Source organism: Vibrio sp. N418, from assembly GCF_000222565.1.
GTDB lineage: Bacteria > Pseudomonadota > Gammaproteobacteria > Enterobacterales > Vibrionaceae > Vibrio > Vibrio scophthalmi.
Genome location: NZ_AFWD01000039.1, coordinates 64,202 through 79,153, shown reverse-complemented (window position 1 = coordinate 79,153; position 14,952 = coordinate 64,202). Strand labels below are relative to the sequence as shown.

The following is a 14,952-nucleotide window of genomic DNA, read 5'->3' as shown; positions in this document are numbered from 1 at the left end:
CCAATCATATTTGATTGGCTTTTTGTTATCTTAGCTACTCATCACCATAGGTTGAGGCGGTAGAATCATCCGCTTCACGTCACGCCATAGCATCCACATCACCACTAAGCTCAATGCAATATTCGATAACGGGTACGCAATCCAAATCCCTTCAACGCCCATCAGCTTGGGCATAATGAAAAGGAACGGCAGCTGAATCAACATATTACCAACAGTTACGAACATCGCTTTACTGCCCTTGTTGATTGATTGGTAATAAGCACCGGCGACCACCAAGAAACCATCTAAGAACATTGCAAACATATGTAAGCGAATGCCAATCACCGCATTTTCCATCAGCTCAGCATCACTAGAGTTAAATACCGAGACAAATTCACGTGGGAAGATGTTTAGTACCACCACAAAAGCGATACCACCCAGCACAGCCGTTCCCATAGCGATCTGCAGCAGTTTACGAATATTGTCTTGATTACGTGCACCATGGTTGTAGCTCACCAGTGGCTGCATACCATTCGCTACGCCTTCTACAATCAGGTAGTAAACGGTAACGATATAGCCCAAAATCGCGTATGCGCCAATCAAGATACCACTACCATAATCAGCAAACAGGCTGTTATGCAGTGCCACCATCATCGAACCATAAGCGTACATAAAGAAGCTCGACACACCGATCGCAGCGATACGCGGAACCTCTGCAAACTGCATGCGTAAATCACTCAAACGTAAGCGCATATTCGCTTTGCTCGAGAAGAAATAACCGATACCTAACAGAGTCACTATCATTTGCGACATTGCGGTTGCCAACGCGGCGCCTTGCAACTCCCAACCTAACCAAGCAATAAATAGATAATCCAAGATGATATTGGCAATCGCGCCAATCACCATCAAGATTGTCGCTAAGTTTGGACTGCCATCATTACGCAATAAAAACGGTGTCGCAATCGAGCCAAGCGAGAATACACAAGCGAAAATCAAGATATGCAGGTATTGACTACCGAGCTCTAAAATTCGCCCTTGGGCGCCCTGCCATAACAAGAAGGTATCAGCAAAGAAATAGAGCACAACAGAGACTATCGGCGCAACCAAAGCCAACAACAGTAGCCCGGTCGCCAACGTACCTTTCGCGCCCTCCGCATCACCTTCACCTTGTTTAATTGACGCCAATGCACCTGTGCCGACGCCGACCAACATACCAATACCCAAGATCGAGCCAATCACTGGCCAAGAGACATTAATCCCTGCCAGACCTTCAGCACCGACATAACGGCCAATAAATATTCCATCAACCACTTGATATAAGCCGTTAACAAGCATCGCCGCAATAGTTGGGATCGCGTAACGCCAAAACTGTTTGTAGATTGAATCTTGCATTTTTTCACCAAGCAAAACACTGCTGAATCTAGTTAGTTAGCAAGGCTAACTAATCGGTTAAAATTTTTATCTATGAAGTGCTTTATTTAACAGCTGCACTAACTGCTCAGCTTCCTGCTGTGAAAGAGACTGGTTAAGGTCACTCGCAATTTGCTGGTACACCACCTTCTCTAAAGACATATCCTTAACGACTTTCTCAGTTAACATGACTCGTTTTGCTCGAGCATCTTCCTGACAAGCCACGCCACGTACTAAGCCTTTCTTCTCAAGACGAGCCACCATGTTCGAAGCAGATGGTTTGGTAATACGTAACTCATCGGCAAGATCGGTAATACGCACACCTTGAGGGTATTGCTGTATTACCTTCAAGTAATCAAATTCATTGAAACTTAAATGACACATTGGATCTTCCTTGGCATAGACACGCCACGCCTTAGAGCAAAAACGTTCTAGCTCAATCAAACTCTGTTCTAAAACCATGGTTAATCCTTTTAGTTAGCCAAGCTAACCATTTTAGCTATTTTTAAATTTTGGGCAATAAAAAACCGCCTAAAAAGGCGGTTTATCTAGGCTTATCTTAATAAGTGATTAAGGTTGCGCAGCTTCTTCAAGCTTTGCTTTGGCTAGCTGTTCTGCTTTCACTTGAGTGAAGATACGCGTCAACTCAAGGAAAGAATATCGATGTTCAACGTACTCATAGACGTTAAATGAAATCGCTAATTTATACATCGATATCGCACCAGCAAAGTCACCTTGATGCTGGTAACGCTTACCTAAATAGAAATAGGCTTCCGTTAATCGTTGCGCGAGTAACGTATTGTCTCGTGTACCCGCAATAATCGCTTTAAACGCTTGCTCTTCACTTACCTCACCGAGAGTGATCGCCACCAGCACCCAGCCCCATTGTGAATCGCGCTGTTGGTATTGCTCAAGCAATGTTTGACGTGCGGCTTCTGGCGTTTGTTCTAATTTAATTAGATACACCCATAGGGCGCGGAACGGGTCGCTCGGTTCTTCGGCAAAGTGCGCGTCAATATCTTCGATTGCGAGCTCAATTCGATCGCCATAATAAAGTGCTATCGCTCGGTTTCGTACTGCATAAGAGTTTTCAGGATCGAGATCTAACGTAGAGTCAAAAGCTTCGTATGCCGCGTCGAACTCTCCGACTTGAGTGTAGTAGACACCCAGTAAGTTGAATAAATCAGGTTGCGACGGATTGAGTTGTAGAGATTGACTGTAGTCCAAACGGGCAAGATCTCGTAAACCTACGCTGTCGTAATAGTTACCACGTTCAAACAGCATTTTAGCACGCAGTTCTTCAGACAAATCCGGACGCTTAAGCAACTGAGACAGGCGGGCAATCTGCACTTCTTGTTGCATGCTTGCCTGTAGAGGAACGGCCATGGGTGGGTAAACCCATTGCTGGTTAGAGGTTGAGGTACAACCTGTGGCAACCAAAATGCTTAATCCAAGCGTTAGGGTTTGAAACCATTTCACGAATATATACTCCTGTTACCAACCTATAGTGTATACCTAAACCGCCATGATGCTTTCATTTGCATCCAGCATTGGCGATATGCAAACCCAGACAAATCAGATTAGCGCATCACTTTCGCTAACGAATCTTTATATAAATTGGTTTTACTGCACATAAAAAAAGGGGGCGAAACGCCCCCTTTATAACATGCTTTTAGCTCAATAAGCTAATAGATGCGATTACTCAGCGTCAGCCGCTGGTTTCGCTTCAGCTGCAGCTTCTGCTGGCTGTTCTACTGCTTCTTTCATGCTTAGACGTACACGGCCTTGGCGGTCGATTTCAAGTACTTTAACTTGAACTTCTTGGCCTTCAGCTAGGTAGTCAGACACTTTCTCAACACGCTTGTCAGCGATTTGAGAGATGTGTACTAGGCCATCTTTGCCTGGAAGAATTGTTACGAACGCACCGAAGTCCGCTAGACGTGCAACTTTACCAGTGTAGATACGACCTACTTCAACTTCCGCAGTGATCTCTTCGATACGACGAATTGCTTCTTTCGCTGCAGCGCCTTCAGTTGCTGCAATCTTGATTGTACCGTCGTCTTCGATTTCGATCGTAGTACCAGTCTCTTCAGTTAGAGCACGGATAACTGCACCGCCTTTACCGATAACATCTTTGATCTTCTCAGAGCTGATCTTCATCATGTAAATACGTGGAGCAAATTCAGAGATCTCTTCGCGAGCACCAGAGATAGCTTCATCCATTACAGAAAGGATGTGCTTACGTGCACCTTGCGCTTGGTTAAGAGCAATTTGCATGATCTCTTTAGTGATACCTTCGATCTTGATGTCCATTTGAAGTGCAGTAATACCAGCGTTAGTACCTGCTACTTTAAAGTCCATGTCACCTAGGTGATCTTCGTCGCCAAGGATGTCAGAAAGAACAACGAAATCGTCGCCTTCTTTAACAAGACCCATTGCGATACCCGCAACAGAAGCTTTGATTGGCACACCAGCATCCATAAGAGCTAGAGAAGTACCACATACAGAAGCCATTGAAGATGAACCGTTAGATTCAGTGATTTCTGATACAACACGGATGGTGTATGGGAATTCTTCAACAGAAGGCATTACTGCAGCAATACCACGTTTAGCCAGTTTACCGTGGCCGATTTCACGACGCTTAGGAGAACCTACAAAACCAGTTTCGCCAACACAGTATGGAGGGAAGTTGTAGTGTAGTAGGAAGTGATCTTTACGCTCACCCGTTAGTTCGTCGATGATTTGCGCGTCACGTTGCGTACCTAGAGTCGCAGTAACGATCGCTTGCGTTTCGCCACGAGTAAACAGTGAAGAACCGTGAGTACGTGGAAGTACACCAGTACGTACGTCTAGCGCACGAACCATGTCTTTTTCACGGCCATCGATACGTGGGTGGCCAGCGATGATGCGGCTACGTACTACTTTCTTCTCTAGAGAACCAAGCATACCGCGGATTTCGCGCTCAGCTAGGTTTTCGTCTTGTGCTAGAAGGGCAGCAACAACGTCGTTCTTGATTGCGCCAACTTGCTCATAACGAGCCATTTTCTCAGTGATTTGGTATGCATCAGCAAGACGGGTTTCAGCTAGATCAGCAACAAGAGCTTTAAGCTCAGTGTTTACTGCTGGCGCTTCCCAGTTCCATGCTGGAGTTGCAACTTCAGCTGCGAACTCGTTGATTGCATTGATAACAACTTGTTGTTGTTCGTGACCAAATACTACTGCAGAAAGCATTTCTTCTTCAGTTAGGTTGTCAGCTTCTGATTCAACCATTAGTACTGCGTTTTCAGTACCAGAAACCACTAGGTCTAGTTTAGACGTAGCAAGTTCAGTCATGCTTGGGTTAAGCACTAGTTGACCATCGATGTGACCAACGCGCGCTGCACCGATAGGACCATTGAATGGTAGACCAGAGATAGCTAGTGCTGCAGAAGTACCGATCATTGTTACCATGTCTGGTTGAACGTTAGGGTTCACAGACATAACAGTTGCGATGATTTGCACTTCGTTTTTGAATGCAGATGGGAATAGTGGACGAATCGGACGGTCGATTAGACGAGCAGTCAGAGTTTCACCTTCAGAAGGACGACCTTCACGCTTGAAGAAACCACCAGGGATTTTACCTGCAGCGTAAGTACGCTCTTGGTAGTTTACAGTTAGCGGGAAGAAGTCTTGACCTTCAACTGCTTCTTTTTTGCCTACTACAGATACGAATACCGCGGTATCGTCCATAGTAACCATAACAGCAGCAGTAGCTTGACGAGCGATTACGCCAGTTTCTAGAGTAACCGTGTGGTTACCGTACTGGAACGTTTTAACAACTGGTTTTTCGAACATTGTTATTCCTTGTACTGAGTATAAATACCCAGACTAAGTTAAGAAAAAACCCAAAACATTACGAATCGCGACTAGTGAAAAGACACTGTGTATGACGCTCAATGGCTTTTGAATAGTCGCGACCTGTTGGCCGACATCGGTGACTGTAATGCGATGAGTCATTATGATTTTTGCTGGCATCAACAGTAACAACTGTTTCAGCCGGACAGTAGTATAAACTACTTGAAGGGAATTGGGGGATTTTCGGCAATAAAAAAAGGGGCATAAGCCCCTTTTTTACAAACTGTTCTATGCAGCCGCTAATTAGCGACGTAGGCCTAGACGTTTGATTAGATCTTGGTAACGAGCAAGGTTTTTGCCTTTCAAGTAATCAAGAAGCTTACGACGGCTAGAAACCATACGTAGAAGACCACGACGGCTGTGGTGATCGCCTTTGTGAGCTTTGAAGTGACCTTGTAGGTGGTTGATAGAAGCAGTAAGTAGTGCTACTTGAACTTCTGGTGAACCAGTGTCGCCTTCAGATTGTGCGTATTCTGCAACGATTGCTGCTTTAGTTTCTGCATTCAGAGACATAATGCTCTCCTAATAAGAGTAGGTTTATATTTTGTAGCAGCCAATCTCTGATTCAGCCGCTACGCGAAGCGCGGATTATAGGTGAATCCATAACGCACCGCAATAGCAATTTTATTCCGCCAATTGTCTGTTTTGACCGCAATGTCACTCAATCGAAGCTCGATAATGAGTTCAGGCCAGCAAAGCTTCATGGTAAACTTTGGCCACTTTAATTTACTACCTAGGTTTAGCCCATTATGAAAATCGGCATTATCGGTGCGATGGAACAAGAAGTTGCCATCCTAAAAGACTCTATCAACAACTGCCAAGAAGTGAAAAAAGCAGGTTGTACCTTCTTTGCTGGTCAAATGAACGGCGTTGACATAGTACTACTTCAATCTGGCATTGGTAAAGTGGCTGCGGCAATCGGTACCACCATTTTGCTTGATGAATATCAACCAGATGTGGTGATCAATACCGGTTCTGCTGGCGGTTTTGACTCAAGCCTAAACCTGGGTGATGTTGTGATCTCAACTGAAGTTCGCCACCACGATGCTGACGTTACTGCATTTGGTTACGAAATGGGCCAAATGGCGCAACAACCTGCGGCGTTTATTGCTGATGAAAAACTGATGGATGTCGCTGAGCAAGCGCTAGCGCAAATGGAAGACAAACACGCGGTACGTGGCCTAATCTGTACTGGTGATGCTTTCGTATGCACTGCTGAGCGCCAAGCATTTATCCGTCAGTACTTCCCTTCTGTTATCGCAGTAGAAATGGAAGCGTCTGCCATTGCCCAGACTTGTCACCAATTCAAAGTACCATTCGTTGTCGTACGTGCTATCTCTGACGTGGCAGATAAAGAAGCAACGATGAGTTTTGACGAGTTCCTACCGCTTGCCGCTCAAAGCTCTTCTGAGATGGTGATTAAAATGGTTGAACTGCTAAAGGCTTAGTATTAAACAATCATGGATGATCTTTTTAATCAGCTATTTGCTAATGGTGCGCTCCTGGTTATGTGGGGCGCACTGCTTTGCCACTGGATTCTTCCTTTCCCCCGCGAAGCACATCCTGCCATCCTTTGGCACAAATTTGCCGAACAGCTCGCCAATAAAGTAAACACTCAAAGCCACTACTCACAAAGCTTGCTTTCCGGCAGCCTTGCTTGGCTAATGATGCTTACTCCGATGTTGATGGTTCTATTAGCATTACAAAATTTGGTCTGGCAACCACTGCTGTTTGATTTGGCCTTTTTACTGCTCGCCTTAGACTGGCGTAATACCAATCAATTGGCGAATAAACTCATCCCTCAACTGGCCAATGAAGACAAAAGTGCCGCGAAACAGTTGCTCGCACCATGGCTCAACCGTTCAACCGAGAGTTTATCGCTGCTAGGCTTAGGTAAAGCAGGCAGTGAAACACTGATCATGAGTTATGGCCGTAGCGTCGCTGCCGTGCTGTTTTGGTATGCCGTTACTGGGGGAATTGGTGCCTTTATGTATCGCATGGCGATGGAATTAGCTCGCGCATGGTCACCCTCACGCCAACAGTTTATCCCATTTGGTCTACCTGCGATTCGAATTCTAGCGGTGCTCGACTTTATACCTTTACGACTATTAGCCTTATTGATTGCTTGCGGTGAAAGAGCAAAAGCTTGCTTAAGCTTAATCAGTCAACAATCGGCGTCTTGGCCATTGCCCGGCCCTGCCTGGCTATTGGTCTCAGTTGGAGCCAAACTGCAGCTCTCTCTTGCTGGCCCTGCTATCTATAACCACCACAAAGCGCTACGGGCTAAATTAGGTGGTCGTATCGCCCCTGCCGCGATTCACGTTGACCAAGTTCGTAAGCTTTTAGTTGGTCGCTTGTGGATTTGGCTGATGCTTCAAAGCCTGATTATGGGCGCTATTTATCAAGGATTATAATGCTTAAGCTGACTCTTCTTCTCTCTTTGGTTAGTTTTTCCCTTTCTGCGCAAACGATTGACCGCGTTATTAGCCTCGCACCGTCCACCACTGAACTGGCCTATGCGGCGGGTTTGGGTGATAAGTTGGTCGCGGTAAGTGAACACAGCGACTACCCTGAACAAGCACAAAAACTAGAAAAAATTGCAAACTATCAGAGTATTAACGTCGAACGAATCATTGCTCTTCAACCTGATCTGATCATTGCTTGGCCAGGAGGCAATCCGGCGAAAGAACTCGCTAAATTGGCGCAATTTGGCTTCACGATTTATAACGCAAAAACAGGTTCACTCAACGATATTGCCGTCAATATCGAACAACTGAGTCACTACGCTGATGATCCAACCATTGGCCAAAAAACCGCAGCGCAATTTCGTGCTCAACTCGAACAATTTAAAGAGCAATACAACACCGAGCAAACAGTCAGTTACTTCTATCAGCTGAGTGAAAAGCCGATCATAACCGTGGCTCAAGATCGCTGGCCAAGTGAAGTTTTTCGTTTCTGTGGTGGCATAAATGTGTTTGAAGATAGTGCTGCGCCTTACCCACAAGTAGGACTAGAGCAAGTGATTGTCGCAAACCCACAAGTGATCTTCACCTCACGACATGCGATGGAAAATGGCAATATGTGGCAAGCCTGGCAAGAGCAACTGCAAGCAATTAAACAGCAGCAAATATGGACGCTCAACGCCAGTTGGATTAATCGCCCAACCCCACGAACGCTCGACGCCATTAACCAAGTTTGTGAGCTCTTCGAAACAGTCAGACAAAAGCAGTAACGCATAGCACGAATATCTCGTACTATGCGCGCCGAATTATCAGCCTAAGCGAATAAAAACCTCGCGGTTGTTCGCTTGGTTTTCCTCTATTACTACTTATTATCAGAGAGATCTTCTTTTCATGGATTCCATGCTGATCTATATCATCGACCTTTTCGGCACCGCTATTTTTGCTGTTTCCGGCGTTTTACTGGCAGGTCGTTTAAAAATGGACCCTTTTGGTGTCGCGGTGCTTGGCAGTGTAACCGCAATTGGTGGCGGTACGATTCGCGATATGGCGCTCGGCGCAACCCCCGTATTTTGGATTACCGATACGAACTATATCTGGGTGATTCTACTCACCTGCTTGCTCACCATGTTGGTGGTTCGTCGCCCAAAACGTGTCGCTTGGTGGATTTTGCCCGTTTGTGATGCAGTAGGTTTGGCCGTGTTTGTTGGCATTGGTGTTGAAAAAGCAATGATGTATCAAGAGTCGGCTGTCATTGCGATTATTATGGGTGTGATCACCGGCTGTGGTGGTGGCATTATTCGCGATGTATTGGCGCGTGAAGTGCCGATGGTGTTAAGAAGCGAAGTCTACGCAACGGCTTGTATTGCCGGCGGTGTCATCCATACCGCAACCTTAGCGATGAATTTTAGCAACGACGCCGCCTTTTTAGCGGGTGTCGTGACAACGTTGGTAATCCGCTTAGGCGCAATTCGTTGGCATTTATCATTGCCTATCTTTGCCTTAAATAAATAGTGCTCAGTTGGGCAAGAGCAAAAACAGAAAAGGTCGCCAAGGCGACCTTTTTAAATCAGGCTATAAACCCAATTACCTAGCACTATTGTATTATAGTGAGGTGTTATTGGTTTGCTTTACGCAGTACCACTTTCAACGCCTCAAAGTCGTTAGGTAAGTCTTCGGATAGCAACTCCATGGCGGCGTGCTTAGCCAGTGGTGCTGGTAGATCTATATCCGTCGCTAAGATGTCATCGACCACTTCTTTAAACTTCGCTGGGTGTGCGGTACACAAGAACAATCCCGTTTCGCCTTCAGCCAGTTGCTCGTCTAATACTCGGTAAGCAATCGCACCATGAGGTTCACACAAGTAACCTAGCTCATTCAGTTCACGGACTGAAGCTGCGCTTTGTTCATCAGACACCACGCCTTTACCTAGCGTATCAAGTCCCCATTGCTTAATACCACACAACTCCTCAATACGAGGCCAGTTATTTGGCTGGCTGACATCCATCGCATTCGATGTGGTCGCAACCGTCGGCTTTGGTTCCCACTTACCGGTTTCTAAGTAACGCGGTACCGTATCGTTCGCATTGGTGGCGGCAATAAAGCGTTTGATCGGTAAACCAAGCGCTTTTGCCAATAGACCTGCAGTTAAGTTACCAAAGTTACCGCTTGGCACTGAAATAACTAAATTTTCACGTTGTGCTTTGGTGAGCTGAGAAGCCGCTTCAAAGTAGTAGCAGATCTGCGCCATCAAACGAGCGATATTAATTGAGTTCGCAGAGTTTAGACCGATCTCTTCACGCAATTCTGCATCATCAAAAGCGTGTTTTACCAACGCCTGACACGCATCGAAATCACCATCAATCGCGACGGTATGGATGTTATTACCCAAAGTACAGAACAGCTTTTCTTGCAGTGGGCTGATCTTGCCTTTTGGATAAAGGATCACAACATTAATGTCTTGCATACCATAGAAAGCATGCGCGACCGCGGCACCAGTATCACCAGAAGTTGCGGTGAGAATGGTGATCTTACCGCCATTAGAGACCGCTGCAAGTGACTGCGCCATAAAGCGACCGCCAAAGTCTTTAAATGCCAACGTTGGGCCGTGGAATAACTCCAAAGCGTACACGCCATCTTTAACTTGCTTAATCGGTGCAGGGAATTGGAATGCGGCATCAACCATCGCATTGACTTGCTCTTTTGGTAATTCATCACCAATAAGCGCTGAGAGAATTTTACTGCTGCGCGTAATGAAATCTTCATCAAGCAGAGCATCAACATCATCAAACTGAGGCAGTTGAGATGGAAAAAATAGGCCTTGATTACGACCTAACCCTTGGCGCACGGCTTGGCCAAAGGAAACTTGTTCGTCATTTTCTTTTATATTGTACAGCTTCATAGCTTACTTCCTGTAACGATCGAACCTTGCTTGTCCAAACGACAAACATGAACGAATCCTTCTTCATTTTGTACGTAGTTTTGTTCGAGCCATCGAGCTACACGTTCTGCGGTATCTTTCTCTTTGCAGATACTAAATAACGTTGGTCCACTGCCAGAGATACCTGTCGCCAACGCTCCAGCTGACGCTGCGTACTTGCGCGCATCAGCAAAACCGGGCAATAGTTTCTCACGATATGGTTCTGCGATCACGTCTTTGATCATTTTTGCAGCAAGTTCAGGCTGATTGGAATGACACGCATGGATAAATCCAGCCAAGTGACGACCATGGGCAATCACATCTTGGCGGCGATATTGTGACGGCAGAATAGAGCGCGCTTCGGCGGTAGACACCTTGATGCCAGGATACGCCATCACCCAATACCACTCATCAAAGCACGGCACCTCTTGGCTGATAATACCCAACTCTTCCAGCATCAACTGCAAGCCGCCTAAATAACAAGGAGCGACGTTATCGTAATGGATACCACCAGAGATCTGCCCTTCCATTTCCCCCATTAAAGCCAATAACTCAGTTTCGTCTAATGGTTGACCATGGTAGCGATTAAGGGCATCGAGTGCAGCGACAATCGAACAAGCACTCGAACCAAGCCCTGAACCGATCGGCATATTTTTTTCCAGCGTCATCGCGACTGGCAGCAATTCAACCGCTTTCTTGTCTAGCTCTCGAGCAAAGACACGCCAGCAGTCATAGACAATATTTTCCTTAGGATCTGTGGGCAACTTAGAGACAAAATTACCCGCGGTCGCAAGACTAAACATCTCACTGCCTTTTTGTACCAAGACTCGATCACCCAGGAGCTCGCCACTGATCGGTGACACCGCCGCCCCAAGTACATCAAAACCAACGCTCACGTTACCAATTGACGCTGGGGCGTAAACAACTACATCCATACCACTACTCATTGTTATACCCCTAATTTCCAGCCTAATGTACGCATTACATCGGCAAACACACCAGCAGCAGTAACTTCTGTACCTGCGCCGTAGCCACGTAGCACTAATGGGATTGGGTTGTAGTAGCGGCTAAAGAATGCCAGTGCATTTTCACCGTCTTTGATCTTAAACATAGGATCATTTTCATCAACAGCGGCAATGCTCACGCGGCATTGACCATTGGCAATCTCACCGACATAACGTAGCACTTTGCCTTCCGCTGCAGCTTGCGCAACTTGTTGTTGGAAATAGGCATCGGCTTCAGGAAGACGCGCCATAAATTCATCCACGCTACCCGAGTCATCAAAACCTGGTGGTAACGCTTGGTCAACAATCACATCTTCTAATTCAAGCGCCATTCCTGCTTCACGAGCAAGGATCAGTAGCTTACGCGCCACATCCATACCCGATAAGTCATCACGCGGATCCGGTTCAGTAAAACCATTATCTTTAGCGATATTGGTCGCTTGGCTCAGCGTCATGCCTTCATCCAGTTTGCCAAAGATATAAGAAAGTGAGCCAGACAAGATGCCGGTAAAACGCTCTAACTCATCACCAGCAGAGATGAGGTTCTGCAAGTTTTCAATCACTGGCAAGCCTGCGCCCACCGTGGTTTCATACATCAATTTACGACGAGAGCTGCGCGCAACATCGCGTAACTGATGGTAGTAAGACATGCTGGCTGTATTGGCTTTCTTGTTTGGTGTGACCACGTGGAAGCCAGCAGCAAGAAAGTCTGCGTATTGATTAGCAATCACTTCACTAGAAGTACAATCTACCAATACTGGGTTAATGATGTGGTTACGCTGAACTAATGAGCTTAGGCTGGCCAAACTCAATGGTTCACTCACCCCATTCATGCGGTCGCGCCAATGATCGAGCGGTAAACCTTCGCCATCGAGTAACACACCTTTACTATTGGCAAGGCCACATACTCGCAGCACAATGCCTTTCTCAGCCAGTTTAGCTTGTTGGCGTTGGATCTGATCCACCAGCTCACCACCGACACCGCCAACACCGACAACAAAAACATCAAGGAAGTGTTTAGAATTAAATAGATTCTCATGACACGCTTTGATCGCTTCAGAGATTTTATCTTCAGGGATCACCGCAGAGATTGCACGCTCAGATGAACCTTGGGCAATCGCGACAATGTTAACGTTCACTTCCGCTAATGATGAGAAGAACTGAGAGGCGACGCCACGAGATGTACGCATGCCATCGCCGACTAATGTTACGATCGCAACATTATCTATGTATTCCACTGGTTCAAGTAAACCGTCTTTAAGTTCTAACTCAAAGGCATCGCAAAGCGCTTGCTGGGCAATGGCTTTATCTTGAGCTTCGATACAAAAACTGATGCTGTACTCTGATGAAGATTGCGTGATCAATACAATCGACACACCCGATGATGACATAGCGCCAAACACGCGACTGGCCATCCCGACCATGCCTTTCATACCAGGGCCTGAAACGTTAACCATGGTCAGGTCACTTAACGTCGTGATGCCTTTAATGGCTAATTTATCCTCACCAGTATCTTGACCAATCAAGGTGCCAGCACCTTGTGGGTTGAAACTGTTTTTAATTAAGCACGGGATATGGAACTGGGCAATCGGAGCAATAGTTTTAGGGTGTAGAACCGAAGCACCAAAGTAAGAAAGCTCCATTGCCTCTTGGTAGCTCAGTGATTTTAATAAACGTGCATCAGCAACAAGGCGCGGGTCGCAGTTATATACCCCATCAACGTCAGTCCAAATTTCACAACAGTCAGCACGTAGACAGGCCGCTAATACTGCCGCGGAATAATCTGAACCATTACGGCCCAAAGTCACCAACTCACCTTTTTCATTTCCCGCAGTAAAGCCAGGCATGATATTCACATGACCTTGCGGTAGCGGTTTTTGACGGAAGTTTTGCGTTGAAATATCAACATCAACCATCGCTTCTAGGTGTTCACCGCGTGCAAATAAGTATTCAACTGGGTCGATCAGATGAGCAGGTTGGCCTTTCGCTTCCAGTACTGCTTTCATCAGTTGAATAGAGACACGCTCACCTTTGCTGATAATACGGGCATTGACGTTATCTGGGCACATACCCAGTAGGCCGATACCGTTTACAAACTGACGTAATTGGCTGAGTGATGACTTCACCTGCTGGTTGTAGCCACTGCCATCAATGTTTGGCAGTACTTGTTTAATGTCTTCAAACAAACCGCGGAAAGCATCTTCCAATTCAGCAATCTGACTTTCAGCGTCACCACTTTTTAATGCCGCTTCAATAACTGCAACCAATTTATTGGTTGTTTTCCCTGGTGCTGAGAGCACAACGGCAACTTCTTCTTGTTGCGCATTGTTGGCAACAATATCTGCCGCTCTTAAAAAACGGTCCGCGTCAGCTAGTGACGACCCTCCAAACTTTAAAACTCGCATCCCTTCCTCCAAATATCCTTTAAATTGGTATAAAAAAAGGCCTGTATCTTGTGGATACAGGCCTTTTTTTTGAAAATTTTTCGCTCAGCAGCCTGCCCCAACGCGTATTGTGCTGGTCATAATAATGGTTGTGGTCATTACTGTTAGGCTGTTATCAAACATATCGTCTTGTTGGATTCTTGTATTTACTTACCTTACATTTACCTTGTTTTCTAACAGAGAGTCAACGAAAACTTTCGATTTTTTGCTTACGTTTCGCTCACCTAAGTCATTTTATCGAGCCAAAGTTGACTAAAAACCGTACGCACGTATCAAAATCGCTAGCTAACGGTTAAATTTTACCGCTAGTCCATAAGTTTTATGCTTTAATTGATCTTGCAGTGGAATATTTATCAATTTAACCAAATGGATTGGGGTGATGAATGATTAAAATAATCAGTCTTACTCTTGCCTTGCTCACTGGCACGGCGAGCGCCTCTGATCTGTTTGCTGCCCCTTTTCAAGCTAATAACTCACCACACCGAATGTTCCTTTCCAGTGAAAGCAGTCAACACAACTTTGATTCATGGACGATAGATAGCGGCTACGCCTATAGTTTATTCGACAAAGTCGATCTGTATGTTGGGACTCGCTTGACCAAGCAAAACGAAGGGGGCTTTTTAAGCGGCCTGAGTTATCAAGTATCACCACGCTTGTCGGTAAAGAGTACTCTGCACTCTTACACCGATAATGATGCACCTAAAGGCCTAGAAAGTGGTATCGGCGCCGAGGTGTCGAGCCGAGTGCAATTGAGTGAGCATTTAGATTTTCATGCCACTCTCGACTATCAAGAGTGGCAAAAAGGGGTTGAAGTAGGTATTGGCTTCCGCTTCTAACTTAAT

General features: G+C 45.9%; 13 protein-coding genes and 1 other annotated feature. Of the genes, 5 read left to right on the top strand and 8 right to left on the bottom strand.

Annotated elements, in window-relative coordinates:
• Positions 1-30: 30 nt before the first annotated feature.
• The 5 genes from RH86_RS07475 to rpsO form a co-directional block, all read right to left on the bottom strand.
• The gene (locus tag RH86_RS07475) at positions 31-1,371 is read right to left on the bottom strand and encodes an MATE family efflux transporter (protein WP_009385779.1); all 1,341 of its coding nucleotides are present in this window, start codon (positions 1,369-1,371) and stop codon (positions 31-33) included.
• A 66-nt stretch (positions 1,372-1,437) separates the two neighbouring features.
• Complete coding sequence (locus RH86_RS07470; protein WP_005598027.1) at positions 1,438-1,851, bottom strand: MarR family winged helix-turn-helix transcriptional regulator; 414 nt, start codon at positions 1,849-1,851, stop codon at positions 1,438-1,440.
• Positions 1,852-1,959: 108 nt separating this feature from the next.
• Positions 1,960-2,868, bottom strand: coding sequence for a lipoprotein NlpI (nlpI, locus tag RH86_RS07465; RefSeq protein WP_005598025.1), 909 nt, complete (start codon positions 2,866-2,868; stop codon positions 1,960-1,962).
• Positions 2,869-3,087: 219 nt separating this feature from the next.
• Entirely contained in the window at positions 3,088-5,223 is a 2,136-nt protein-coding gene (pnp, locus tag RH86_RS07460) for a polyribonucleotide nucleotidyltransferase (RefSeq protein WP_005598023.1), read from the bottom strand.
• Between the two features lie 303 nt (positions 5,224-5,526).
• Positions 5,527-5,796 carry a 30S ribosomal protein S15 gene (gene rpsO / locus RH86_RS07455; RefSeq protein WP_005598021.1) on the bottom strand — a complete coding sequence of 90 codons (270 nt, stop codon included), beginning with the start codon at positions 5,794-5,796 and terminating at the stop codon, positions 5,527-5,529.
• Between the two features lie 236 nt (positions 5,797-6,032).
• Between rpsO and mtnN the strand changes: the two genes are divergently transcribed.
• From mtnN to RH86_RS07435, 4 genes are all read left to right on the top strand, one after another.
• Positions 6,033-6,731, top strand: coding sequence for a 5'-methylthioadenosine/S-adenosylhomocysteine nucleosidase (gene mtnN / locus RH86_RS07450; protein WP_009385778.1), 699 nt, complete (start codon positions 6,033-6,035; stop codon positions 6,729-6,731).
• A gap of 12 nt (positions 6,732-6,743) precedes the next feature.
• Positions 6,744-7,697, top strand: coding sequence for a cobalamin biosynthesis family protein (locus RH86_RS07445; RefSeq protein WP_009385777.1), 954 nt, complete (start codon positions 6,744-6,746; stop codon positions 7,695-7,697).
• Entirely contained in the window at positions 7,697-8,515 is an 819-nt protein-coding gene (btuF, locus tag RH86_RS07440) for a vitamin B12 ABC transporter substrate-binding protein BtuF (RefSeq protein WP_009385776.1), read from the top strand. The genes RH86_RS07445 and btuF overlap by 1 nt, the downstream gene beginning before the upstream one ends.
• Before the next feature lie 121 nt (positions 8,516-8,636).
• Positions 8,637-9,257, top strand: coding sequence for a TRIC cation channel family protein (locus RH86_RS07435; protein ID WP_038219416.1), 621 nt, complete (start codon positions 8,637-8,639; stop codon positions 9,255-9,257).
• 103 nt (positions 9,258-9,360) lie between these two features.
• Here the strand turns inward: RH86_RS07435 and thrC are convergent, their stop codons facing one another.
• Genes thrC through thrA form a run of 3 tightly spaced genes read right to left on the bottom strand, consistent with a single transcriptional unit; the run spans position 9,361 to position 14,071 of the window.
• Positions 9,361-10,644, bottom strand: coding sequence for a threonine synthase (thrC, locus tag RH86_RS07430; RefSeq protein ID WP_005598012.1), 1,284 nt, complete (start codon positions 10,642-10,644; stop codon positions 9,361-9,363).
• Positions 10,641-11,597, bottom strand: a complete 957-nt coding sequence (gene thrB, locus RH86_RS07425) for a homoserine kinase (RefSeq protein WP_009385775.1) — start codon at positions 11,595-11,597, stop codon at positions 10,641-10,643. Before thrB ends, thrC begins: the two co-directional genes overlap by 4 nt.
• 14 nt (positions 11,598-11,611) lie before the next feature.
• Positions 11,612-14,071: a bifunctional aspartate kinase/homoserine dehydrogenase I gene (gene thrA / locus RH86_RS07420; protein WP_009385774.1), complete on the bottom strand. Its 2,460-nt coding sequence runs from the start codon at positions 14,069-14,071 to the stop codon at positions 11,612-11,614.
• Positions 14,072-14,101: 30 nt separating this feature from the next.
• Positions 14,102-14,221: a sequence feature (Thr leader region), on the bottom strand.
• A gap of 272 nt (positions 14,222-14,493) precedes the next feature.
• Between thrA and RH86_RS07415 the strand changes: the two genes are divergently transcribed.
• Positions 14,494-14,946, top strand: coding sequence for a hypothetical protein (locus RH86_RS07415; RefSeq protein WP_009385773.1), 453 nt, complete (start codon positions 14,494-14,496; stop codon positions 14,944-14,946).
• The last annotated feature ends 6 nt before the right edge of the window (positions 14,947-14,952 follow it).